This is a genomic window from Streptomyces sp. WG7 (genome assembly GCF_049975785.1).
GTDB lineage: Bacteria > Actinomycetota > Actinomycetes > Streptomycetales > Streptomycetaceae > Streptomyces.
The window spans coordinates 1-23,324 of record NZ_JBNGGE010000016.1 but is presented as its reverse complement, the minus strand read 5'-3'; the positions used below and the strand labels follow the sequence as shown (position 1 = coordinate 23,324).

Genomic DNA, 23,324 nt, shown 5'->3' with positions numbered 1-23,324 from the left:
TTGGATCGGCTCACCGGTGTCAACAGCGAGCAGGAGACACAGCACGATGCGTATCGGAGTTCTCACCGCAGGCGGCGACTGCCCCGGCCTGAACGCAGTGATCCGGTCGGTCGTGCACCGAGCGGTCGACAACTACGGCGACGAGGTCATCGGCTTCGAGGACGGCTACGCGGGCCTGCTGGACGGCCGTTACCGCGCCCTCGACCTGAACGCGGTCAGCGGCATCCTGGCCCGCGGCGGCACCATCCTCGGCTCCTCCCGGCTGGAGCGCGACCGGCTCCGCGAGGCCTGCGAGAACGCCGGCGACATGATCCAGAGCTTCGGCATCGACGCGCTGATCCCGATCGGCGGCGAGGGCACGCTGACGGCCGCCCGGATGCTGTCCGACGCGGGCCTCCCGGTGGTCGGCGTGCCGAAGACCATCGACAACGACATCTCCTCCACCGACCGCACCTTCGGCTTCGACACGGCGGTCGGCGTGGCCACGGAGGCGATGGACCGCCTCAAGACCACCGCCGAGTCCCACCAGCGCGTGATGGTCGTCGAGGTCATGGGCCGGCACGCCGGCTGGATCGCCCTGGAGTCCGGCATGGCCGCCGGCGCCCACGGCATCTGCCTGCCCGAGCGCCCCTTCGACCCCGCCGACCTGGTCAAGATGGTCGAGGAGCGGTTCTCCCGCGGCAAGAAGTTCGCCGTCGTCTGCGTCGCCGAGGGCGCCCACCCCGCCGAGGGCTCCATGGACTACGGCAAGGGCGCGATCGACAAGTTCGGCCACGAGCGCTTCCAGGGCATCGGCACGGCACTGGCGTACGAACTGGAGCGCAGGCTCGGCAAGGAGGCCAAGCCAGTCATCCTCGGCCACGTCCAGCGCGGCGGCGTACCGACCGCGTACGACAGGGTGCTCGCCACCCGCTTCGGCTGGCACGCGGTGGAGGCCGCGCACCGGGGCGACTTCGGCCGGATGACCGCGCTGCGCGGCACGGACGTCGTCATGGTGCCGCTGGCGGAGGCCGTGACCGAGCTGAAGACGGTGCCGAAGGACCGGATGGACGAGGCGGAGTCGGTCTTCTAGCTTCCTGGTCCCCAGATCCTGTCGCAGCAGGGAGGGCCGGGGGCGTCGCCCCACCGTTCGACCTGGCTGATCCAGGGCGAGGTAAATCTGGAGCGGCTGTTCTCGATACCCGCGGGACGGTCCTGAGCAACGACTGAGGCCCCGCCCTTCCGCCACGTGGGAGGGCGGGACGGACGGGGCCGCACAGGGGAGGCGTCAGGGCGTGGGCCAGGTGACCCGCTGCCCTTGGGGCGTGATCACGATCTCGAAGCGGTCCAGGGCCGGAGAGCCGTCCGTCTGCCAGCGCAGCAGGTGATCCTCCATGGCGTCCCACAGCGGCACCGGCCCGCCTTGTCGGACGGTCCACTGCTCGCGATCCAGAGCGAGGGCTGCCCAGGCGCCGGCCTCCACATCGACGAGGACGTGCCGGGTTCCGTCAGCCGACGTCAGGCTCAGCCTCTGCGTACGCGGCGCCGCGAGCTGGGCGACGAACCGCGCGTCCCAGTCGTCCAGGACGTCAGCGCCGACCCGCGTCGACCGTTCCTCGCCGGACTCGAAATCGGGCAGTATCCCGAGCGGCGGCGGCAAGTGCGGCCGGGCAAGCATGAAGGACACCTGCCTCCCGAGAAATCGGCCGTGCGCCACCCCGTCATGACCGACGGTAAGCTGGGCCAGCTCCGAAGAATGCATCCACCCGCACAGGGTGGCGAGGACCATGCCGCCCGGTTTGGTCTGCTCGAGCCAGGTGTGCGGCACCTCCCGCACGCCGCACGTCGCGACGAGCCGGTCGTACGGGGCGCCGTCCGGGTGTCCGGCCAGGCCGTCACCGACGACCAGGTCCGGGAAGTAGCCGCACGCCCCCAGGCCGATGCCGGCGCGACGGGAGACCTCGGCGTCCACCTCCACCGACGTCACCAGGCCGTCGCCGAGCCGGTGGCAGAGCAGGCCGGTGGAGTATCCGGTGCCGGTGCCGGTGCCGATCTCCAGCACCCGGTCGCCGTCCTGGACCTGGAGGTCTTCCAGCATCTGCACCACCAGGCTCGGCAAGGTGCTGGACGAGGTGGGTTCGCGCAGGATCTCGCCGCGGATGTCGCCGGGCACGATGGTGCCCGCGATCTGGGTGACCAGCGACTCGTCCGTGTAGCAGTGCTCCAGCCAGTCTTCCCGGTCGGCAGGCACCGGCTGCCAGGCGTCGCCGAAGCGCCGGAAAAAGCCGTCGCGCAGGAACTTGTGGCGGGGCACGGCTTCGACGGCCGCGCGCCAGGGCTCGCTGCGCAGGGCACCGTCTGCGGTGAGCCGGTCGACGAGCTCCCGACGCAGGGCTGTGGAGTCCGTGACGGTCATCAGCGGCTCCTTCTTTCCAGGAGGTCGGCCATGGCCGCGAGCATGGGCAGGCTGGTCTCGAGCTCCAGCCAGTACCACTGGCCGGAGGGATTGCACTCCAGGAACCACCATCGGTCCTCGCGGTCGATGGCGAAGTCGAAAGCGCCGAAGACGAGACCGAAGTGGGACAGGTAGGCGTACAGCGATGCGGCGGCGCCGTGCGGGAGCGGGACCACGGTGTAGGTGAGGCGGTCGTAGGCGGTGCGCCAGTCCAGCAGGTCAGAGTCGATACGGACGGCGAAGACCTGTTCCCCGATGACAGTGACCCGTACGTCTGCGGTCTTGTCCACGCGCTGCTGGAACAGGTGCGCGGTGCCGGCCACGGCTTCGTCGATGTCGTCGGCCGCGACTTCGGCGACCTTCACCGTGGAGGAGATGCCGTCGAGGCGGTACAGCGGCGCCGACAACGGCTTGTAGATCACCGGGCCGTGCTGCTTGATGAAGGCCCGGGCTGCATCAGGGTCGCTGGTGATGGTCGTGGGCGGAAGACGGAAGCCCGAACTCGCCGCTGCGGCGAGACCGGACGGCTCGAATTCGGCATCGCCGATGCGGTGGGGATGGTTGACGTACCGGCAGTCCGGCAGGGAGGCAAGGACGCCACCGAGACCGTAGCGGGCCTGAGCGACGGCGAACCGTGCGTCCTGATCGTTCAGGTGGGGGAACGCGAAGCCGGAAGGCCGGCGGTAGTACAGGGACCGGACCTTGGCGAGGTCGGCGGTCCGGGACGGCGTGGAGAGTGTGCCTTCCACACCGGTCGACGTGATCGTGGCCGCGACCGACAGTGCGTAGGGGAAGTCCCCCGAGTCGAGCCTCACGACCGGGACTTCCCGGTCGTGAAGCTCGCTGATCACCACGTCGGCCGTGGGGTCGTCCAGGTTGGTGACGACCAGCACCGGACCGGCATCGGTCACTGGTCGGTGTCGTTCCCGGTGTCGGTGTCCTGCGTGGAGCCGTTGCCGTCAGGGCTCGTGCCCGTGGCCGGGTTGGTGCCGGTACTGGTGCCGTGTCCGCCCATCTCCATGACGCGACCGTCGGCGTCGAAGTACCGGGTGGTCTGCGTGGCAGGGTCCAGGAGGGCCCGGGCGTAGCCGGGGGCGGGCGATGGGTAAGGGGCCATGCGGCGCACGCCCCAAGGGACCGGGGTGAGTGTGCCGGACGGCAGCGGCGTCCCGGTGGGCAGGCGGTCAGAGTGTGCGAACAAGGGATCGTCCTCTCTCGTGATCTTTCGGTGGTTCCGCCCGGGCTCGACCTCTCCGGGTGGGGCGGGCGGGAGTCTCGGGACCTGTTTCGCCGGTGTCGTGCGCACCACCAGCGAGACGGGCGTTCTCGGGGGGTGCGACCGTGACCCTGCGGTCGCCGTGGGTCCCCCTGGGGCGCCGGGAGGCGCTGGGCGGTCACTCGCCTCTCGGGAGGCGCGCGCGAGCAGGGTGTGTGTCGTGGCATGGACGGTCACCGGATGCGGCTCGGTGATTCGATCGGCGTGCGTGCGGTGGGTCCGCACGTGCCGGCCGGGCCGGAGCTGCCGGCCTCCTGTGTGATCAGGACCGCGTCATCCGGGCCTGCCGCACATGCGTTCGTGGTGCTCGCACAGGGCGTGCAGGACGCGGGCCAAGCGGCGGGCGTAGGCGACGGAGCCACCCGGTCGCGGGACCGGCTGTGTGCGGAGCTTGTCGCGGGCTTCGCCGATGCAGGCGAGCGCGCAGTAGCGTGCAATGCTGTCCGGCAGCGTCCCGACCGCTGCCTCCACTTCGGGGGCCAGCATCTGGAGGTGGCCGCGCAGCAGCTCGGTCAGCGTCGCCGCTTCCGGGTCCGCCGGTTCTGGGACGGCCGGGCTGCCGTCGGGGTTCAGGAGGGCGAGGACGGTCTCACGCATCTCCTCCAGGTCGACGGCGGTCGCCTTGCTCCGTTGCGTGGCGTTCACCGTGCCGTCGTCGTCGGTGACCGTGCCATGGGTGGTGACGCGGCAGACGCGCAGGGTCATCTTGACCCCGGCCGTTCTGCGGGCTGTAGCGTTCATGATGTTGGCGCTCCCTCGTTGAGCGTTGGCCGCGCCCCGGTGCCGTTCGCCCGGCCGCCGGGGTCTTCGAACATCCGCGCACCGGTTACGTGGAACCCGCCGTGAACACCTGCCACACGCGGTTGCCGCCTCGGACCGTGACGTGCCCAGCTACGCGCAGGGTCTTGTGGACGGCCCCGCAGTCGAAGCAGGCCTCGCCACGCAGTCGGACAACGCTCGCGCGCCCGTGAAGGATCGTGGGCGCGAACGGGAGTACGTCAGGCATCCCGGTTCCCGTCTGCTGGTTCCTGCGCGTGCAACAGATGGTGAGGGCCGGTGAAGGTCACAAGTACCCCGACAAGGGGTACTGGGGCAGGCCGCTCAGGTCGCGGCGCACCACTCAGCGAAGTGCGTGAGTGTTTCCGCATCCGCTCGCTTCAGGCGGCGCAGCTTGGCCGCGTCCTCGCGGACCCACGGGTGTTCCCTCGTGTGCTGCGGCGCGATGTGCCGGGCGACCTTCAGGGATGCGAAGGCGTCATCGGGGAGTCCGGTCCACAGCTGGGCGCGGGCGAGTTCGATGTAGAAGCCGCTGCGGCGCTCCGCCGGCATGCCTTCGGGAGGCTTCCACTCGCGGGCGATGTCCAGGGCGCGGCCGACGTGTACGTCTCCGAGGCTGACGGCCACCGACACCTCGTGGGTACGCACTGAGTCGGGGCCGAACGCGGTGCCGCAGTACACGCCCTCCGGCACCTGGTCGGCCATCTCCCGGGCGTCGTCGAGATGGCTGGTCGCAGCAGCGGAGTCGTGCGCCCGGCCGGCGATGACCGCGGCTCTCATGTGAAGTGCACCGCGGGCGGCGATGGCCGACGCGCCCACCGGAGCAGGGGCCGCGTCCAGTGCCTGCTCCAGTGCCCGCAGACCGGCAGCGTGGGCGCGAGCCGCGAAGAACGTCTCCGTGCGAACGTAAGCGACGGACGCGGCCAACGTGGGATCGCCTGCCTCGGGGGCTGCCCACCGCATCAGGTCGACGAGGCGAGCAGACAGGTCCTGGGCGCCGAACTTGTAGGCGACAGCGTCCGCGGACCGGTAGGCCTTGACCAGCAGCCCGGCCGACTCGGCTCGGTCTTCGGCGGGCGCGTCGTGGAAGGCGCGGGCGAGTTCGACCAGCAGGCCGGGAAGCGAGCGGACGATGCGCGTGTACTGCGCGGCCAGCCTCCATCGTGCTGCTTCAGCTACCTCAGTACGCAGGTCGCGCAGCGGGCGGACCGGCCCGTCGTCGGGAAGATCGTAGGTGGCGATGGCAGCGGAGAGCGCAGGCAGCGCGGCCCGGACACGAGTGTGCGCCGCACCGCGATCGGAGCGCAGACGGGCAGGGTCGACCCCGAGGGCATCCGCGATGGCTTCCAGGGTGGCGTCGGTGACGCCCCGCTCGCCCCGCTCGATCTTCCGGACGGTGCCGAGTGCGACACAGGCCGCGTCGGCGAGCTGCTGCTGCGTCATCTTGGGTCGGATCACGCTGCGGTAATAGGCGATCCGCCGACCCACCCCGTCGTCCGTGAGTGCAGGCATACTGACTCCAGTTCGGTGCGCCCAGTTCGAACGGTACTCGCGTCCACACGCTGCGTGCCCACGAGCGGCTACCGACCTCGGGTGGTGGGGCTGTTCCTTCCGGTCAGCCGCGGATGACTCCGATGAGGTCGGTGAGGCTGTCGATTCGCCAGTCCGCCGCCGCTACCACGTCCGGGTGGTCCGCCCACAAATGCCCCCAGGGGCCGCGGCGAAGCTGCGCGCATCGCAGCCCGGCTGCTTTCGCCGGGAACACGTCGTTGGCCGGATGGTCGCCGACGTACAGGGTTGCTCCTGGGGTCGCCTGCGCTACCTCCAGTACGCGGTGAAAGAACTCGGGTTGTGGCTTCGCCACACCCAACTGCTCCGAGGTGGTGATGAGATCCGCCGGGAGGTCCAGGTCGCGCAGCAGTTCCCCAGCGCGTCGAGTCTGGTTCCCCGCGATGATCACGCGTACGCCCAGTTTCCGCAGCTGCGACAACGCAGGTCGCACGTCATCGTAAAGGTCACTCTCGTCCAGATACTCGCCGCGGCCGGCGGCGTCGCGGGCGCGGTACTCGGCAGCGATGTCGATTCCCGGCCGTGCGAGATGGAGAGCTTCGGCGTTGTCCTTGCCCTGAGCGACGACGGCACCGACGAGGGCTGACAGGGTATGCCGGGGAATCTCCAGCCAGTCAGCCCACGATGCCCAGTAACGGTCGTCCCGGGTGAGCGTCTCGCCGACGTCGAACACGATTGTTTCCATCACGACCGGAAGCGTAGGGCCTGTCCGACGGGTCCCGTGCGGGTGATGAGCCCGAGGTCAGTGCAGGTCTGCTTGGAAGGCGTGACGGTGGTCGGCGGGGCAGCCTCGTCGAACCGCGAGGGAGCCGGCGGGGCCGGCAACAGACTGGTCACGTCAGCGGCTCGGCGCCATCGAACCTTGATCACGGGGCTGACGTCCGCCTGCTGGGCCGGAGGGTCCCCGTGTTCGTTGGGGCACCAGAGGATCTGCAAGAGGTCGGTGCCGGCAGGCCAGCAGGGTCCCGGCGCGTCGTGCTGGAAGATCTGTGCGACCGGCGCCATGGCCGTGGCAGGCACACCGGCAGGGCTGCCTTCGTCGGGCAAGGAGCACGTGGGCCACGGTTCATCAGCCGGCCACAGCAGGGGTCCGCCGATCGAACTGTTCCGGCAATCCGGCTCTGCCCGTTCGGGGTGGAGCACGACTGCTGCGCGCGCGTGGGGGGGCGAGTTCCGGAAGCACGGCGAGTATCGCTTCGAGTGAGGGCCTGGAGGTGTGCGCCATTGGGTCTTCCGGGACGAGTACGACTGTCCCGCGTGGAGGCGGTTCAGAAACGGGATCACCTGTGTCGCGCCGCCCCGCAGGCCCGGCAAGATCAGCAGTGCTGGCGGGGCGCCGCCTCCTCTGTGTCACCGCTCACGGGTGCTTCTCGACCGCCGCCCAGAAGTGCTCCACGATCCGGTCGAGGAAGTCGCGGCCCCCGGCGTTCGAGTCGGGGCCGCCGCCGCCCCAGCTGAGGGTGGCGGTCATGTGCCCCTGGTAGTCCTGGTGCAGTACCTGGAGGACGTTCGCCAGGACCCGCCGGTCCAGGGGCGTTACCTTGGCGACGGGGCGCACGTAGCCCTGCCAGCGGGTGGTGACCGCGCTCGTCAGCAGGCCGGCGAGCTTCTCCTCGCGCCCCGTGACGGCCACGAAGTCGGGCGGGGCGAGGGCGAGCACGTCGGCGAGGGCGGCCGACTGGCGGTCGGTGCCGCGCCAGCCGTCCGTCTCCTCCATCCGCAGGTAGGTCGGGAGCGCGATCCCGACGGCGCGGGCCACGTCCTCCGGCGCCAGGGAACGGGCGACGCGGTGCTCGCGCAGGGTCTGCGGCCGGCCGATCAGATCACCGGGCGAGCACCACAGCACCCCCGCGAGCGCGGTCAGCTCGGAGTTCCGGGGGGAGGCGACGCCCCGCTCCCAGGCGACGACGAGGTCCGGGGTGACGTACGGCAGCCCGTACGAGACCCGCATGCCGTGGGCGACGTGCTCGGGCCCCATGTTGAGGGCGGCGCGGAGCCGGCGGGCGGCGAGGGCGTTGAACGGGGGACCCGACTGGTTCGGGTGGGGTGAGGGTCGGCGCACGCGCCACACCGTAGGGGGCCGGGCGATCCTTGACTACGGGCTGTTCAGCCAGCGATACGGATCGTATGAACCTACGGATGCGTACGGGCGCGTACCGGCGCATGCGGACGCCCGCGCGCGCCCCGCGCACGCCTGCGGGAGCCGCCCCCGCTCACCCCGTGACCGCACCGCTTGTCCGTGACCGCTCCGCTCGCCCGTGACGGCCTTGCTCATCCCTTGACCGCCCCGCCCAGCGCGAACCCGCCGCCGAGCCGCCGGGAGATCAGCACGTACAGCAGGATGACCGGCGTCGAGTAGACGATCGAGAACGCCGCCAGCTGCCCGTACGCCACCATGCCCCGGTTGCCGAAGAAGTCGTTGATGCTCACCGAGGCGGGCATCTGGTCCGGGGTGAGCAGCAGCATGAACGGGACGAAGAAGTTCCCCCACATCATCACGAACGAGAACACCGTCACCACCGCCACCCCCGGCCCCATCAGCGGCAGCACGATCCGCAGCAGGGACTGGAACGACGACGCGCCGTCCGTCCACGCCGCCTCCTCCAGTTCCCTGGGCACGCCGTCCATGAAGTTCTTCATCAGCCAGATGGCGAAGGGGAGCTGGGAGGCGGCGAAGAAGAAGATCGTCCCCTGCATGGTGTCGATCATGTTCACCCGCACGAAGAGGGCGTAGACCGGCACCATGATCGCCGTGATCGGCAGGCTGGTCGCGAACAGGATGGTCAGCAGGAACGGCCGGTTCAGCCGCGACCGGAAACGGGAGAGCGGATACGCCGCGAGCGCCGCGCACACCACCGTCAGCAGGGTCGCCCCGCCGCACAGGACCAGGCTGTTGAGCAGCGGGGTGAAGGTGATCTCCGGGGTGAGGATCGCGTCGAAGTTGTCCAGCGTCACCCCGTCGGGGACCTTGACCCTCAGGCTCGCGTGCGGGTCCAGGGCGGACAGCACCACCCAGGCCAGCGGCAGCACGAAGGCCGCGGCCGCCACCAGCAGCCCCGCGTCGGCGGCCAGCCGGCGCCGGCCGCGGCGGGAGGCGGGGGTACGCCGGGAGGCGGAGGTGCGGCGGGCAGTGTGGGACGTGAGCGTGGACGCCATGTCAGACCTCCGTCCGCAGCAGGCGCAGGTACACGACCGAGAACAGCGAGCCGATCAGCAACAGCAGCAGCGCCACCGCCGTGCCGTAGCCGATCAGACTGTTCTGAAAGGCCTGCTCGTACATGAACAGCGGCAGCGTCTGGCTCTTGCCGCTCGGGCCGCCCCGCGTCATCACCCAGATCAGGCCGAAGACCGACAGGGTCTGCAGGGTGTTGAGCATGAGGTTGGTGCCGATGGACCGCCGGATCATCGGCAGCGTGATGTGCCACATCCGGCGCCAGCCGCTCGCCCCGTCCACCTCGGCGGCCTCGGTGACCTCCTTCGGGATCTCGTTCAGGGCGGCCGAGTACACCAGCATCGAGAACGCGGTGCCCCGCCACACGTTGGCGAAGGACACCGCGAGGATCGGCAGCGTGAACAGCCAGTTCTGGGACGGCAGATGGAGCCAGTCCAGGATGGCGTTGAGGGTGCCCTCGCGGCGGAAGAAGGCGTAGAGCAGGAAGCCCGCCACCACCTCCGGCAGCACCCACGCCGTGACGACGATGCCGCCGGTGAGCGTACGGACCGGCTTCGAGGCCCGCTGCATCAGCGAGGCCAGCGCCAGCCCCAGCGTGTTCTGCCCGATCAGCGACGACACCACCGTGAACACCAGGGTCAGCCACACGGCGTTGAGGAACGCCTCGTCCTGGAACGCCCGCCGGAAGTTCTCGAGGCCGACGAAGGACTCCTCGGCCTGCCCGGTGAGCTGGAGGTCGGTGAAGGCGATGACGACGCAGTACGCGATCGGGCCGGCGAGGAAGAGCAGCAGCAGGACGACGGCGGGGGAGACGGGCAGGGCGCGGACCAGGGAGCGGCGGACGGTGCCGGGACGACTGCCGGAGGCCGGGGGCGCCGGGGCCTTCCGGGCCTCCGGACCCGCCTGCCGCGGCGCGGCCGCGGTCACCTGCCGACCACCTGGTCGCCGGTCGCCTCCTTGAGCGCCTCGTCGTAGTCGCGCGCCGCCTCCTCCACCGACTTGTCGCCGGTCGTCACGCCCTCCATCGCCTCCTGGATGGCGACGGACACCTTCGGATACGCCGGGTAGGCGGGCCGGTAGTGGGTGACGGCGACGAGGCCGGTGAAGAACTCGATGCCGGGCTGGGCCTCGACGTAAGCGGGGTCGTCCGCGACGTCCTCGCGGACCGCGATGCCGGAGTTGGCGATGTACCACTGCTGGGCGTTGGCCTTGGTCTGCATCGTCTTGATGAACTCGAAGGCCAGATCGGGGTTGCCCGCCTTGTCCGGGATCGCCCAGGTCCAGCCGCCCGACATGCTCACCCTGCCCGGAGCCTGACCGTTCTGGGTGGGCATGGCGGCCAGTCCCAGCTCCGTCGACCACTCGGGCCACTCGTGCCCGCTGCCCTCCAGCCAGTCCTGCGGCAGCCAGGAGCCGTCCAGGGCGATGCCGAGCTTGCCCTGCGGGAGCAGTTCGCCGCGGACCGTGGTGGCGAAGTTGGGGTCGAGCGCGTCGGAGACCTCCGGGCCGAGCTTCTCCTTGTAGACCGTCTCGACGAAGGCGAGGGAGTCCCTGAACCCCTGCCCCGCCGTGATCCACTTCTTGCTGCCCTTGTCGTACAGCGGGTCGGAGCCGCCGTCACCCGTGCCGTACAGCAGCATCTGGAAGCCCTGCATGGTGGCGGCCTCGCCGGCCGGCTTGCCCGTGTACACGTTGAGGGGCACGACGCCCGGCACCTTCTCCTTGATGGTGCGGGCGGCGTCGAGGACCTCGTCCCAGGTCTTCGGCTGCCAGTCGGCGGGCAGACCCGCCTTGGCGAACACGTCCTTGCTGAACCACAGGCCCCGGGTGTCCGTCCCGTCCGGAACGCCGTACGTCCTGCCGTCCTCGCCCTTCGCCGCCGCCTTCGCCGTGTCGATGAACCGGTCCCAGTCCTTCCACTCGGCGAGGTAGTCGTCGAGCGGCTTCAGATACCCGCTGGTGATGTCGGAGTTGATGAGGAAGGTGTCCTCGTAGACCAGGTCCGGCGCGGTCTTGGGGGAGCGGAGCATCTGCTGGAGCTTGGTGTAGTACTCCGAGTCCGGGGCCTTGATGGGGACGAGCTCGACCTTCTTGCCCGGGTTGGCCTTCTCGAACTGCTTCTTGATGCCGGCGAGGTAGGTGTCCATCACCTTGATGGAGTTGTCCGTCGACTGCTTGAAGGAGACCTTCACCGTGTCCGGGTCGCCGCCGGAGCCGCTTCCGCAGGCGGCGAGGGCGGTGGAGGCGAGTGCGGTGAGGGTGAACAGAGCGGTGAACCGGACGGTGGGACGCACGGTGGGACGCACGGGCACGACCTCCTACGGGCACGACGCTGTGGCCGGGACGGCTGCTCGGCGAACGTAAGAGGAGTGGTCTAGTCAGGTCAATGCGTGTGCGGTGGACAACCTGTGTTCATCGGCCCCGCTCGGCCTCCCGGACCCACCGGTACACCAACTCGGGCCGCCCCACCTGCCCGTACAGCGGCCTGCGCCCCGCCCGTCCCGCCTCCACCAGGTGCTCCAGGTAACGCCGGGCGGTGATCCGCGAGATGCCCACGGCCTCGGCGACCCCGGCCGCCGTGAGGCCCTCCTCCGAGCCGCGCAGCGCGCCCGTCACCCGCTCCAGAGTCGGCGCGCTCAGCCCTTTCGGCAGGGCGGCCGGGCCCGGCGCCCGCAGGGTGGCCAGCGCCCGGTCCACCTCCTCCTGGCCGCTCGCCTCCCCGGCGGCGTTCCGGAACTCGGCGTACCGCACCAGCCGGTCCCGCAGGGTGGCGAACGTGAACGGCTTCAGCACGTACTGCACGACGCCCAGCGACACGCCCTCCCGGACGACCGCCAGGTCCCGCGCCGACGTCACCGCTATCACGTCGGTGTGATGCCCCGCCGCCCGCAGCGAACGGGCCAGCTGCAGCCCGTGCACGTCCGGCAGGTGCAGGTCGAGCAGGAGCAGGTCCACCGGCGTACGGTCCAGCACGCGCCGCGCCTCCGCACCGGTGTGCGCCTTGCCGACGGCCGTGAACCCCGGCACCCGGCCGACGTACATCACGTGCGCGTCGGCGGCGACGGGGTCGTCCTCGACGACCAGGACACGGATGGGTTCCGGGCCGGTCATACGGCGCCTCCCCCGTCCGGTCTGCCCGTCGGGGCGTCCGGCGCCGGCGCGCGGCCCCCGGTGCCGTCCAGCGGCAGCCGGGCCTCGAACCGGGCGCCGCCGCCCTCGGCCTCCGTCACGGTCAGGGTGCCCCCGTGCCGCCGCACCGCCTGCCGGGCCAGCGCCAGCCCGAGGCCCCGCCCGCCCTCACCGGCCGGCTTCGTCGAGAAACCCCGCTGGAAGACCAGGTCCGCATGGGCGGGATCGACCCCGGCGCCGGTGTCCGACACGCACAGCACCAGCTCGGAGCCGCCGCCCCGCGCCGCGCCCGTGTACGCCGCCACCGTCACCCGCGAGGGAACACCGCCCTGGGCCGCGTCCACCGCGTTGTCGACCAGATTGCCCAGGATCGTCACCAGGTCCCGGGCGGGCAGGGACGGCGGCAGCAGCCCGTCGTCCAGTCGGCTGTCCTGCGACACCACCAGCTCCACTCCCCGCTCGTTGGCCTGCGCCGTCTTGCCCAGCAGCAGCGCGGCCAGCACGGGCTCGCCGACCGCCGCCACCACCTGGTCGGTGAGCGCCTGCGCCAGTTCCAGTTCGGCCGTCGCGAAGTCCACGGCCTCCTCCTCGCGCCCCAGCTCGATCAGCGAGACGACCGTGTGCAGCCGGTTGGCCGCCTCGTGCGCCTGCGAGCGCAGCGCCTGGGTGAAGCCGCGCTCCGAGTCCAGCTCGCCCGTCAGCGACTGCAGCTCGGTCACGTCGCGCAGCGTCACCACCGTGCCCCGGTGCTCGCCGCCGGAGACCGGCGAGGTGTTCACCACCAGCACCCGCTCCGCCGCCAGGTGCACCTCGTCCACCCGCGGCTCCGAGGACAGCAGCGCCCCCGTCAGCTGCGCCGGCAGCCCCAGGTCGGCGACCGAGGTGCCCACCACGTCACCGGTCACACCGAGCAGCTCCCGTCCGCCGTCGTTGATCAGCGCGACCCGGTACCGACCGTCCAGCATCAGCAGGCCCTCCCGTACCGCGTGCAGCGCCGCCTGATGGTAGTCGTGCATCCGGCTCAGCTCGTCCGCGTTCATGCCGTGCGTGTGGCGGCGCAGCCGCGCGTTGATCACGTACGTGCCGACCGCGCCGAGCAGCAGCGCACCGGCCGCCACCCCGACCAGGGCCGCCAGCTGCTCCCGCGCCCGCTTGCTGATCTCCTCGACCTTGATGCCCGCGCTGACCAGGCCCACGACCCGGTCGCCGTCCAGTACGGGCGTGACCGCGCGTACCGACGGCCCGAGCGTGCCCGTATAGGTCTCGGTGAAGGTCCCGCCGCGCTGCGCGCGCTCGATGTGACCGCGGAAGAGATGGCCGATTTGCTCCGGGTCGGGGTGGGTCCAGCGGATGCCCTCCGGATCCATGATCGTCACGAAGTCCACGTCGGTGTCCCGCATGACCCGCACCGCGTACGGCTGGAGCCGCGCCGTCGGGTCGGGGGTGCGGATCGCCTCCAGCACGGAGGGCGAGTCGGCGATCGCGAGCGCCACCGACCTGGCCTGCCGTCCGGCCGCCTCCTCCGCCTGCCGCCGGTCACTGACGTAGGTGAACAGCGCGTAACCGGCGACCACGACCGCGATCAGCACGGCCTGCATGGCGAAGAGCTGACCGGCCAGGCTGCGGGGTCCGGGGACACGGAGGAGCATGCCGCCAGTCTCTCGCGTGGCTGGATTGTGAACTAAATGAACGCAAGGGTGACCGCGCTCACAACACGGGAGATAGTCACCAGATCCCCGATGCAAACCCCCGGACGTGAGCCGCACGCCGGTGATGCCGACGACGTCGTCAAGGAGGGCCGCCGTGACCAGCGAAGCCGCTACGGCACCTGCCGCACCCAAAGCCAAGCGCGACCGCACGCACTTTCTCTACATCGCGGTGATCATCGCGGTCGCCCTCGGTATCGCCGTCGGTCTGATCGCGCCCGACTTCGCGACCGAGCTGAAGCCACTGGGCACCGGCTTCGTGAACCTGATCAAGATGATGATCTCGCCGATCATCTTCTGCACGATCGTGCTGGGCATCGGTTCGGTGCGCAAGGCCGCCAAGGTCGGCGCGGTCGGCGGTATCGCCATGGTCTACTTCCTGGTGATGTCGCTGGTGGCCCTCGCCATCGGCCTGGTCGTCGGCAACATCCTGGACCCGGGCACGGGCCTCGCGGTCACCGACGCCATCAAGGAGACCGGTCAGGCGCAGGTCGACGCGGAGGCCAAGGGCACCACGGAGTTCCTGCTCGGCATCATCCCGACCACGATCGTCTCCGCGTTCACGGCCGGCGAGGTCCTGCAGACCCTGCTGATCGCCCTGCTCTGCGGCTTCGCCCTGCAGGCCATGGGCTCCGCCGGGCAGCCCGTCCTGCGCGGCATCGAGCACATCCAGCGGCTGGTCTTCCGCGTCCTGGCCATGATCATGTGGGCCGCCCCGATCGGTGCCTTCGGCGCCATCGCCGCGGTCACCGGCTCGGCCGGCGTCGACGCGCTCAAGAGCCTGGCCGTACTGATGCTCGGCTTCTACGTCACCTGCTTCCTCTTCGTCGTCCTGGTGCTGGGCGCGATGCTGCGCTTCATCGCCGGTGTGAACGTCCTCTCGCTCTTCAAGTACCTGGGCCGCGAGTTCCTGCTGATCCTGTCCACCTCCTCGTCGGAGTCGGCGCTGCCGCGCCTCATCGCGAAGATGGAGCACCTGGGCGTCAGCAAGCCGGTGGTCGGTATCACCGTCCCGACCGGCTACTCGTTCAACCTCGACGGCACCATGATCTACATGACCATGGCCTCGCTGTTCATCGCCGACGCCATGGGTACGCCGATGGCGATCGGCGAGCAGATCACGCTGCTGCTCTTCCTGCTGGTGGCCTCGAAGGGCGCGGCCGGCGTCTCCGGTGCCGGTCTCGCCACGCTGGCCGGCGGCCTCTCCTCGCACAAGCCGGCCCTGGTGGACGGCATCGGCCTCATCGTCGGCATCGACCGCTTCATGAGCGAGGCCCGCGCCCTGACCAACTTCGCGGGCAACGCCGTCGCCACCGTGCTGATCGGTACCTGGACCAAGGAGATCGACAAGGCGCGGGTGGACGAGGTGCTCGCCGGGCGGGCCCCGTTCGACGAGAAGACGCTCCTGGACGACCACGTCGGCGCCGACGACGGGGACGACCGGGACGACACCCGGGCGGTGCCCGACCAGGGCGGCGAGAAGGAGCTGGCCAAGGCCTGAGGCCTGAGGTCTGCCCTTGAGGCGAGGCCCTGAGGCGAGGCCCTGAGCCAGGGCCTGAGGCCAGGGCGACGCCCACACACTCCGGGCGGCTGAGGTGCTCCCCCCGTTGCTCAGCCGCCCGGTCTCCCTCTTCCTCCCGTTCTCCCCTTCCCCTCCCTCTCTCCGGTCCTCCGGCCCCGCGCTTTCCGGCGCGGGGCCTTCTTGCCTTGACGTCCGCGTCAAGGCTTACGTTCGTCCGTATGCGAATCGGCGAGCTGGCCGCACGCGCCGGGACCACGACGCGGACGCTGCGGTACTACGAGTCGCGCGGGCTGCTGTCCGCGCGGCGCACCGGCAACGGTTACCGGACGTACGACGAGGACGACCTGAAGCTGCTGCGGCAGATCAGGACGCTGCAGGACTTCGGGTTCGACCTGGAGGAGACCCGTCCGTTCGTGGAGTGCCTGCGCGCCGGGCACCCCGAGGGCGACGCGTGCCCGGCGTCCCTCGTCGTCTACCGGAGCAAGCTGGCGGAGCTGGACACGCTGATCGAGGAGCTCACGTCGGTGCGGGCGCAGGTCGCCGCGCAGCTGGCGCGGGCCGAGGCGGCGGTTCCGGGGGGTCCGGAACCCAAGTGCGAACTGGGAGGGCACGTATGACGGGCGCAGGGGTGGCCGAGGTGACGGACGCGGATTTCGCGGCGGAGGTGATCGAGGCGGAACTGCCGGTGCTGGTCGAGTTCACCGCGGACTGGTGCCCGCCGTGCCGGCAGATGGCCCCGGTGCTCAGCGCCCTGGCAGAGGAGGAGGGCGACCGGCTCCGGGTGGTGCAGTTGAACGTCGACCGGAACCCGGCGACCACGAACGCGTACAAGGTGCTGTCGATGCCGACGTTCATGGTGTTCCGCGGCGGTGAGCCGGTGAAGTCGATGGTGGGCGCCCGGCCCAAGCGGCGGCTGCTGGAGGAGCTGTCCGACGTGCTGTAGGCAGGGGCTCACCAGCGGTGGCCCGCAACAAGAAATCCCCCGAGCAATTGCGCTCGGGGGATTTCTTTGCGTATATTCGTTGATTCGTGACTTCAACAAGGCGAAGGCGCGAAGAAGTTCATGAGCACAGTATATCCGGGCGGGAGTGGAATTGTCAAACACCGAATTTCCGGACGATGAATTGCGGCACGAGCAGGAATTCATCGACGGACTCTACGCACGCGTGGACGCGTTGCGCGGCGACACCGAGGGCTCGGTCACGGACGCGCTCGCGCAGGGCAACACCCCCATGCAGGCCCGGCTGGAGCGGGACATCCTGGTCGCCGAGCGCTCCGGGCTGCTCGCCGCGCTCAACGCGGTGGACGGCTCCCTCTGCTTCGGCCGCATCGACCTCACCTCCGGGGCAGGGCACCACATCGGCCGTATCGGGCTCCGTGCCGACGACGCCGAACGCACCCCGGTCCTGATCGACTGGCGGGCCGACGTCGCCCGCCCCTTCTACCTGGCCACCGGCCACACCCCGATGGGCCTGCGCCGCCGCCGGCACATCGCGAGCGAGGGCCGCACGGTCACCGCCCTGCACGACGAGATCCTCGACCTCGGCGACGAGACGCGGACCGGCCACGAGGACCCGTCGGGCGACGCCGTGCTGCTCGCCGCGCTGAACTCCGCGCGCACCGGCCGCATGGGCGACATCGTGCAGACCATCCAGGCCGACCAGGACCGCATCATCCGCGCCCCGCACCGCGGCGTCCTGGTCGTCGAGGGCGGCCCCGGCACCGGCAAGACCGCCGTGGCCCTGCACCGCGCCGCCTACCTCCTCTACGAGCACCGCGAGCTGCTCGCCAAGCGCGCCGTCCTCATCGTCGGCCCCAACCCGGCCTTCCTCGGCTACATCGGCGAGGTGCTGCCCTCCCTGGGCGAGACCGGCGTACTCCTCGCCACGGTCGGCGAGCTGTTCCCCGGCGTGAAGGCCACGGCGGCGGACACGCCGGAGGCGGCGGCGGTGAAGGGCCGCGCCGGCATGGCCGACGTACTCGCCGAGGTGGTCCGCGACCGGCAGGCGCTGCCCGACCCGGTCATCGCGATCGAGCACGACCGTGAGGTCCTGATGCTGGACGACGGCCTGGTCGGCGTCGCCCGCGAGCGCACCCGCGCCGCGAAGCTGCCGCACAACGTCGCCCGCGAGCACTTCGAGGGCCACATCCTCAACGCCCTCACCGACATGGTCGCCGAACGCATCGGCACCGACCCCTACGACGGCTCCAACCTCCTCGACCCCAGCGACATCACCCAGATCCGCGACGAACTCGCCGAGAACCCGGAGGTCTGGTCGGCCGTCGACCAGCTCTGGCCCCGGCTCACCCCGCAGCGCCTCGTCGCCGACTTCCTCGCCGCCCCCGAGGGCTACCTCCCCGCCGAGGACGCCGCCGCCGTCCGCCGCCCGGTCACCCGGCACTGGACCGTCGCCGACGTCCCCCTGCTGGACGAGGCGGCCGAACTGCTCGGCGAGGACGACCGGATCGCCCGCACCCGCGCCGAACGCGAACGGCAGCAGCAGATCGCCTACGCGCAGGGCGTCCTGGACGTGTCGTACGCGTCCCGGACCTACGAGTTCGAGGACAAGGACGAGGAGGAGGCGGAGGTGCTGTCGGCGCACGACATCATCGACGCCGAACGGTTCGCCGAGCGCCAGGAGGAGGACGACCACCGCAGCGCCGCCGAACGCGCCGCGGCCGACCGCACCTGGGCCTTCGGGCACATCATCGTCGACGAGGCACAGGAGCTGTCCCCGATGGCGTGGCGGCTGCTGATGCGCCGCTGCCCGACCCGCTCGATGACCCTGGTCGGCGATCCGGCCCAGACCGCGGAGGCGGCCGGCGTCGGCTCCTGGTCGAAGATCCTCGCCCCCTACGTCGAGGACCGCTGGGAACACACCCGCCTGGGCGTCAATTACCGCACCCCGGCCGAGATCATGGACGTGGCGGCGGCGGTGGTCCGGGCCGAGGACCCGTCCTTCGCACCGCCGAGTTCGGTCCGGTCCACGGGCGTACGCCCCTGGATCCGCGCCACCGACGACCTCCCCTCGGCCGTCGCCGAGGCCGCCCGGGAGCTGACCCCCGAGGAGGGCCGCCTCGCGGTCATCGCCCCGCGCGATCTGCACCCGGCCCTCGCGGCCCGGCTGGACGGGGTGACGGCGGACGCCGAGCCGGACCTCACCCGTGGCGTCGTCCTCCTCGACCCGCGCCAGTCCAAGGGCCTGGAGTTCGACTCCGTCCTGGTCGTCGAGCCCGGCCGCTACGGCACGAGCGACCTGTACGTGGCCCTCACCCGGGCCACCCAGCGGCTCGGCGTCCTGCACACCGGGCCGCTGCCGAAGGGACTCGTGGACGCGGCCTGACCGTCAGCGCCCTGACCGTCAGCGCCCTGACTGCCAGCGCTGACCGTCAGGCCGGACGCAGCCACACCGTCGCCAGGGGCGGCAGGGTCAGCCGGATGCTCGCCGGCCGGCCGTGCCATCCCTGCGGCTCCGGCTTGACCGGGTCCGGGTTGCCCACCTCGCCGCCGCCGTACCGCGCGGCGTCGGTGTTGAGCACCTCGTGCCAGGCGGGGACGTCGTCGGGGACGCCGAGGCGGTAGTCGGTGCGGACGACCGGGGAGAAGTTGGCCACCGCGAGCAGCGGGGTGCCGTCGGCGTCCAGGCGCAGGAACGCGAGGACGTTGTCCTCGGCGGCGTCCCCGGCCACCCACGCGAAACCGGAGGGGTGGGTGTCGCGCTGCCACAGCGCGGGCGTGGCCCGGTAGACGGTGTTCAGGTCGCGGACCAGGTCCAGCACCCCCCGGTGGTCCGCCGCCGCCCCGTACTGCGGGTCGAGCAGCCACCAGTCGGGACCGTGCGCCTCGGACCACTCCGCGCCCTGCGCGAACTCCTGCCCCATGAAGAGCAGCTGCTTGCCGGGGTGCGCCCACATGAAGCCGAGGTACGCCCGGACGTTCGCGCGCTGCTGCCACCAGTCGCCGGGCATCTTCGACACCAGCGACTTCTTGCCGTGCACCACCTCGTCGTGGGATATCGGCAGCACGTAGTTCTCGCTGTACGCGTACACCATCGAGAAGGTCATCTCCCCGTGGTGGTACTTGCGGTGCACCGGCTCGTGGCTCATGTACTGCAGCGAGTCGTGCATCCAGCCCATGTTCCACTTCAGCCCGAACCCGAGCCCGCCGAAGCCGCTCGGCCCCTTGTGGTGCGTGGCCCGCGTGACGCCGTCCCAGGCCGTCGACTCCTCCGCGACGGTCACGACGCCCGGCACCCGCCGGTACACCGTCGCGTTCATCTCCTGCAGGAACGCCACCGCGTCCAGGTTCTCCCGGCCGCCGTGCTCGTTCGGCGCCCACTGGCCCGGCTCGCGCGAGTAGTCCAGGTAGAGCATCGAGGCGACCGCGTCGACGCGCAGCCCGTCGATGTGGAACTCCTCGCACCAGTACACGGCGTTGGCGACGAGGAAGTTGCGCACCTCCCGGCGCCCGAAGTCGAATTCCAGCGTGCCCCAGTCCGGGTGCGCGGCCCGCAGCGGGTCGGAGTGCTCGTACAGCGGACGCCCGTCGAACTCGGCGAGCGCCCAGTCGTCGCGCGGGAAGTGGGCCGGCACCCAGTCCATCAGGACGCCGATGCCGGCCTGGTGGAGCCGGTCGACCAGGTACTTGAAGTCGTCCGGGTCGCCGAGGCGGGCCGTGGGCGCGTAGAAGCCGGTGACCTGGTAGCCCCAGGAGCCGCCGAAGGGGTGCTCGGCGACCGGCATCAGCTCGACGTGCGTGAAGCCCAGGTCCGCGACGTACGCCGGGAGCTGCTCGGCCAGTTCCCGGTACGTCAGCCCCGGTCGCCAGGACGGCAGGTGGACCTCGTACACCGACATCGGCGCCTCGTGCGCGGGGGCGTCCGCGCGGCGGGCCAGCCACTCCCCGTCCCCCCACGTGTAGTCCGAGGCGTGTACGACGGAGGAGGTGGCGGGCGGGACCTCCGCGCGGCGGGCCATCGGGTCCGCGCGGAACGTACGGGAGCCGTCCGGCCGGGTGATCTCGAACTTGTACAGCTCACCCACGCCGATCCCGGGCAGGAACAGCTCCCACACGCCGGTGCCGCCCAGCGACCGCATGGGGTGCCCGGTGCCGTCCCAGAAGTTGAAGCCGCCGGCCACCCGCACCCCCCGCGCGTTCGGCGCCCACACCGTGAAGCGGGTGCCCGCGACGCCCTCGTGGACCGTCGGGTGCGCGCCGAGCGCCTGCCACAGCTGCTCGTGCCGGCCCTCGCCGATCAGGTGCAGGTCCAGGTCGCCCAGCGTGGGCAGGAAGCGGTACGGGTCCTCGACCTCCTGGACCGTCCCCTCGTACGTCACGAGGAGCCGGTGGACGGGGGCCTCCCGGAGCGGCAGCAGCCCGGAGAAGAACCCGTCCCCGTCGTCGTGCAGCTCGACCCGCGCCTCCCCGGTCAGGACGGTCACCGCCAGGGCGTACGGCCGCAACGCCCGGAAGGCGACTCCGCCGGGCACCCGGTGGGCGCCGAGCACGGAGTGGGGATCGTGGTGCGTACCGGCGAGCAGCCGCTCCCGGTCGCCGGCGTCCAGGGACGGGGAGGCGGCGCTCCCGGCCGGTACCGCCGCCTTCACCGCCGTCCTCGCGGCCTTCCCGGCGGCCTTCTTGGCGGCCGGTTTCCTGGGAGGCGTGTTCTTCGCGGCCGTCTCCTTCGCCGTCGTCTCCTTCGCCGTCGTCTTCTTCTCGGCGGCCTTCTTCGCGGTCGTCTTCCTGGCGGCGGCCTGCTTCCCGACCGCCTTCTTGGCCACCGCCTTCCGAGGCGGCACCGCCTTCTTCGCGGCGCTCCTCTCCTCGGCCGTCTTCTTCGGGTCGGGACCGCTGGTCGAGGGGCGGGGGGTCACGGGTGGGGCCTCCTGGGCGACGTGGGATCAGGAAGGGCGGGCGGGAGGCGGCGTCAGGCCGGTCCGGGCGAGGACAGGCGGTGCACCGCGGACAGGGGTACCGGAAGCCAGTCGGGACGGTGCCGGGCCTCGTACAGGACCTCGTAGACCGCCTTGTCCGTCTCGTGGGCGCGCAGCATCACCGGGTCGGTGCGCGGGTCGGTGCCGGCGACCTCCGCGTATCCGGTGCAGTACGCGGCGCGGCAGGAGTCGGCCCAGCCCGGCACCGGGGCGTCGGCCGAGTGTGCGGCGTAGTCGAAGGAGCGCAGCATGCCGGCGACGTCCCGTACCGGCGGCTGCGGCATCCGCCGCTCGGCCAGTGGTTTCGCCGGTTCCCCCTCGAAGTCGATCAGCGACCACTCGCCGGAGGGTGAGCGCAGGCACTGGCCGAGGTGCAGGTCGCCGTGGACGCGCTGCGCGGTCCAGGTCCGGCCCTCGGCCGCCAGGTCTCCCAGCGCGGTGAACGCCGTACGCAGCGCCGGCGTGTACGGCCGGAGCAGGGGCACCGCGTGGGCGGCCTCCTCCAGTCGTCCGATCATGCCGTCGGCGAGCTGCCGCAGCTGTCCGTGGCCGAGGGTGACGGTCGGCAGCGCGCGGGCCAGCGCGGTGTGCACCTCGGCGGTGGCCCGCCCGAGGGCGCGGGCCTCGGCGGCGAAGTCCTCCCCCTTCGCCAGCTCGCGCAGGGCCAGCTCCCAGCCGTCGGTGGCGCCCTGCACATAGGGCTGGAGCACGCCCAGCACCCAGGGCCGGCCGGCCAGGTCCGCCACCATCCATCCGGTCGGCGCCGGCACCCGCGGGCAGCCCTCGCGGGCCAGCGCCAGCGGCAGCTCCAGGTCGGGGTTGACGCCGGGCACGATCCGGCGCAGCACCTTGAGGATGAACGTATCTCCATAGACGACCGACGAGTTCGACTGCTCCGCGGTCATCAGCCGGGGCACCAGTCCGGCGCGTATCTCCGGGCTCCGTTCCCGCTCGAAACGGAGCCCGCCGACGCGGGCCCCGGTGCGCAGCGCCTCCAGGAGCACCTCGGTGGGCCGGGTGTCGTACAGGGCGTCGTAGGCGGTGCGGCCGGCCAGCGGGCCCTCGGTCACGTGTCCGATGAGCGCGGGCGCCAGCCGGGGCGGCAGCGCCTCGCGCGTGCCTATGAGGAGCTGGTAGCAGTCGCCGGGGTCCTCGGGTCCGCCCGGAGCCGGTGCGAGCTGCTGGCGGGCGCGCACCAGCACGTGGTGGAGGCCGAGGCGGGCGTCGGCCGGGAGCAGCTCGGTGGCGGCGACCAGCGAGAACCCGGTGACCGGGCGGCCCTTGCCCGCGAACCAGCGCTGCCGCGGCAGCCAGTCCCGCAGCAGTGGATCGAGTGACGCAAGGAGGCCTGGCGGGCTCGTGACGGTGCGTGTGACGGCTTCCGACATGGCGTCGCGTCCTTTCCCCGGGTCGTCGGGGTGCTACTGATGCGTGCCCCGGGCGGGGCGGCAGAAACCGCCCCGCGCCGGGGATCGGGCCGGTGCGGCCTAAACGGCGTCCTTGCGGAGCCGGAACCAGAAGAAGCCGTGCCCCCCGAGGGTCAGCAGGTACGGCAGTTCGCCGACCGCCGGGAAGCGGACCCCGCCGAACAGCTCGACCGGGTGGCGTCCCTGGAAGGCGCTCAGATCGAGTTCGGTGGGCTGGGCGAACCGGGAGAAGTTGTGGACGCACAGCACCAGGTCGTCCCCGTCCTCCCCGTTCGGCGGGGCCTCCCGAAGGAAGGCCAGTACCGCGGGGTTGGAGGACGGCAGTTCGGTGTAGGTGCCGAGGCCGAAGGCGGGGTTCTGCTTGCGGATCTCGATCAT

20 protein-coding genes are annotated in these 23,324 nt (G+C 71.3%); 5 read left to right on the top strand and 15 right to left on the bottom strand.

Annotation, left to right across the window (positions count from 1 at the left end):
* The first annotated feature begins 46 nt into the window (after window positions 1-46).
* Window positions 47-1,072, top strand: coding sequence for an ATP-dependent 6-phosphofructokinase (locus ACP4J0_RS18175; protein ID WP_426523519.1), 1,026 nt, complete (start codon window positions 47-49; stop codon window positions 1,070-1,072).
* Between the two features lie 195 nt (window positions 1,073-1,267).
* Here the strand turns inward: ACP4J0_RS18175 and tgmC are convergent, their stop codons facing one another.
* The 12 genes from tgmC to ACP4J0_RS18115 form a co-directional block, all read right to left on the bottom strand.
* Window positions 1,268-2,395, bottom strand: coding sequence for an ATP-grasp peptide maturase system methyltransferase (gene tgmC / locus ACP4J0_RS18170; protein WP_426599712.1), 1,128 nt, complete (start codon window positions 2,393-2,395; stop codon window positions 1,268-1,270).
* The gene (tgmB, locus tag ACP4J0_RS18165) at window positions 2,395-3,345 is read right to left on the bottom strand and encodes an ATP-grasp ribosomal peptide maturase (protein ID WP_426599711.1); all 951 of its coding nucleotides are present in this window, start codon (window positions 3,343-3,345) and stop codon (window positions 2,395-2,397) included. Before tgmB ends, tgmC begins: the two co-directional genes overlap by 1 nt.
* Window positions 3,342-3,635: a putative ATP-grasp-modified RiPP gene (tgmA, locus tag ACP4J0_RS18160; protein WP_426557163.1), complete on the bottom strand. Its 294-nt coding sequence runs from the start codon at window positions 3,633-3,635 to the stop codon at window positions 3,342-3,344. Before tgmA ends, tgmB begins: the two co-directional genes overlap by 4 nt.
* 348 nt (window positions 3,636-3,983) lie before the next feature.
* Window positions 3,984-4,451: a DUF6415 family natural product biosynthesis protein gene (locus tag ACP4J0_RS18155; RefSeq protein WP_426599710.1), complete on the bottom strand. Its 468-nt coding sequence runs from the start codon at window positions 4,449-4,451 to the stop codon at window positions 3,984-3,986.
* Window positions 4,452-4,811: 360 nt separating this feature from the next.
* Window positions 4,812-5,999, bottom strand: a complete 1,188-nt coding sequence (locus ACP4J0_RS18150) for a helix-turn-helix domain-containing protein (protein WP_426599709.1) — start codon at window positions 5,997-5,999, stop codon at window positions 4,812-4,814.
* Window positions 6,000-6,102: 103 nt separating this feature from the next.
* Window positions 6,103-6,741 carry an HAD family hydrolase gene (locus ACP4J0_RS18145; protein WP_426599814.1) on the bottom strand — a complete coding sequence of 213 codons (639 nt, stop codon included), beginning with the start codon at window positions 6,739-6,741 and terminating at the stop codon, window positions 6,103-6,105.
* Window positions 6,742-7,413: 672 nt separating this feature from the next.
* Entirely contained in the window at window positions 7,414-8,127 is a 714-nt protein-coding gene (locus ACP4J0_RS18140) for an XRE family transcriptional regulator (RefSeq protein WP_426599708.1), read from the bottom strand.
* A 200-nt stretch (window positions 8,128-8,327) separates the two neighbouring features.
* Window positions 8,328-9,212, bottom strand: a complete 885-nt coding sequence (locus ACP4J0_RS18135; protein WP_426599707.1) for a carbohydrate ABC transporter permease — start codon at window positions 9,210-9,212, stop codon at window positions 8,328-8,330.
* A gap of 1 nt (window position 9,213) precedes the next feature.
* Entirely contained in the window at window positions 9,214-10,155 is a 942-nt protein-coding gene (locus tag ACP4J0_RS18130) for a carbohydrate ABC transporter permease (RefSeq protein ID WP_426599706.1), read from the bottom strand.
* Window positions 10,152-11,522 (bottom strand): extracellular solute-binding protein, encoded by a 1,371-nt coding sequence (locus ACP4J0_RS18125; protein WP_426599813.1) that lies wholly within the window; start codon window positions 11,520-11,522, stop codon window positions 10,152-10,154. Before ACP4J0_RS18125 ends, ACP4J0_RS18130 begins: the two co-directional genes overlap by 4 nt.
* Window positions 11,523-11,640: 118 nt before the next feature.
* The gene (locus ACP4J0_RS18120; RefSeq protein ID WP_426599705.1) at window positions 11,641-12,339 is read right to left on the bottom strand and encodes a response regulator; all 699 of its coding nucleotides are present in this window, start codon (window positions 12,337-12,339) and stop codon (window positions 11,641-11,643) included.
* Window positions 12,336-14,006: a sensor histidine kinase gene (locus ACP4J0_RS18115; protein ID WP_426599704.1), complete on the bottom strand. Its 1,671-nt coding sequence runs from the start codon at window positions 14,004-14,006 to the stop codon at window positions 12,336-12,338. The genes ACP4J0_RS18120 and ACP4J0_RS18115 overlap by 4 nt, the downstream gene beginning before the upstream one ends.
* A 154-nt stretch (window positions 14,007-14,160) precedes the next feature.
* Between ACP4J0_RS18115 and ACP4J0_RS18110 the strand changes: the two genes are divergently transcribed.
* The 4 genes from ACP4J0_RS18110 to ACP4J0_RS18095 all read left to right on the top strand — a co-directional run bounded on the left by ACP4J0_RS18110 (window position 14,161) and on the right by ACP4J0_RS18095 (window position 18,929).
* On the top strand, window positions 14,161-15,564 hold the full coding sequence (locus ACP4J0_RS18110) for a cation:dicarboxylate symporter family transporter (protein WP_426599703.1): 1,404 nt from the start codon (window positions 14,161-14,163) through the stop codon (window positions 15,562-15,564).
* Between the two features lie 239 nt (window positions 15,565-15,803).
* A complete protein-coding gene (locus tag ACP4J0_RS18105) occupies window positions 15,804-16,202 on the top strand; it encodes a MerR family transcriptional regulator (protein ID WP_426557155.1) in 399 nt (132 codons plus the stop codon).
* An 11-nt stretch (window positions 16,203-16,213) separates the two neighbouring features.
* Entirely contained in the window at window positions 16,214-16,528 is a 315-nt protein-coding gene (locus ACP4J0_RS18100; protein WP_426599812.1) for a thioredoxin family protein, read from the top strand.
* Window positions 16,529-16,709: 181 nt separating this feature from the next.
* Entirely contained in the window at window positions 16,710-18,929 is a 2,220-nt protein-coding gene (locus ACP4J0_RS18095) for a HelD family protein (protein ID WP_426599811.1), read from the top strand.
* A gap of 46 nt (window positions 18,930-18,975) precedes the next feature.
* Here ACP4J0_RS18095 and glgB read toward each other — a convergent pair whose 3' ends face one another.
* From glgB to ACP4J0_RS18080, 3 genes are all read right to left on the bottom strand, one after another.
* The gene (glgB, locus tag ACP4J0_RS18090; protein ID WP_426599702.1) at window positions 18,976-21,459 is read right to left on the bottom strand and encodes a 1,4-alpha-glucan branching enzyme; all 2,484 of its coding nucleotides are present in this window, start codon (window positions 21,457-21,459) and stop codon (window positions 18,976-18,978) included.
* Window positions 21,460-21,512: 53 nt separating this feature from the next.
* Window positions 21,513-22,907 carry a maltokinase N-terminal cap-like domain-containing protein gene (locus ACP4J0_RS18085; protein ID WP_426599701.1) on the bottom strand — a complete coding sequence of 465 codons (1,395 nt, stop codon included), beginning with the start codon at window positions 22,905-22,907 and terminating at the stop codon, window positions 21,513-21,515.
* Between the two features lie 99 nt (window positions 22,908-23,006).
* The coding region (locus tag ACP4J0_RS18080) for an alpha-glucosidase C-terminal domain-containing protein (protein ID WP_426599700.1) at window positions 23,007-23,324 on the bottom strand (318 nt) is incomplete at its 5' end.

Bases quoted from the DNA above. Each gene is read 5' to 3' on its own strand.
- ACP4J0_RS18175 (WP_426523519.1), top strand. From the start codon at position 47: ATGCGTATCGGAGTTCTCACCGCAGGCGGCGACTGCCCCGGCCTGAAC.
- tgmC (WP_426599712.1), bottom strand. From the start codon at position 2,395: ATGACCGTCACGGACTCCACAGCCCTGCGTCGGGAGCTCGTCGACCGG.
- ACP4J0_RS18155 (WP_426599710.1), bottom strand. From the start codon at position 4,451: ATGAACGCTACAGCCCGCAGAACGGCCGGGGTCAAGATGACCCTGCGC.
- ACP4J0_RS18150 (WP_426599709.1), bottom strand. From the start codon at position 5,999: ATGCCTGCACTCACGGACGACGGGGTGGGTCGGCGGATCGCCTATTAC.
- ACP4J0_RS18145 (WP_426599814.1), bottom strand. From the start codon at position 6,741: ATGGAAACAATCGTGTTCGACGTCGGCGAGACGCTCACCCGGGACGAC.
- ACP4J0_RS18135 (WP_426599707.1), bottom strand. From the start codon at position 9,212: ATGGCGTCCACGCTCACGTCCCACACTGCCCGCCGCACCTCCGCCTCC.
- ACP4J0_RS18120 (WP_426599705.1), bottom strand. From the start codon at position 12,339: ATGACCGGCCCGGAACCCATCCGTGTCCTGGTCGTCGAGGACGACCCC.
- ACP4J0_RS18115 (WP_426599704.1), bottom strand. From the start codon at position 14,006: ATGCTCCTCCGTGTCCCCGGACCCCGCAGCCTGGCCGGTCAGCTCTTC.
- ACP4J0_RS18105 (WP_426557155.1), top strand. From the start codon at position 15,804: ATGCGAATCGGCGAGCTGGCCGCACGCGCCGGGACCACGACGCGGACG.
- ACP4J0_RS18085 (WP_426599701.1), bottom strand. From the start codon at position 22,907: ATGTCGGAAGCCGTCACACGCACCGTCACGAGCCCGCCAGGCCTCCTT.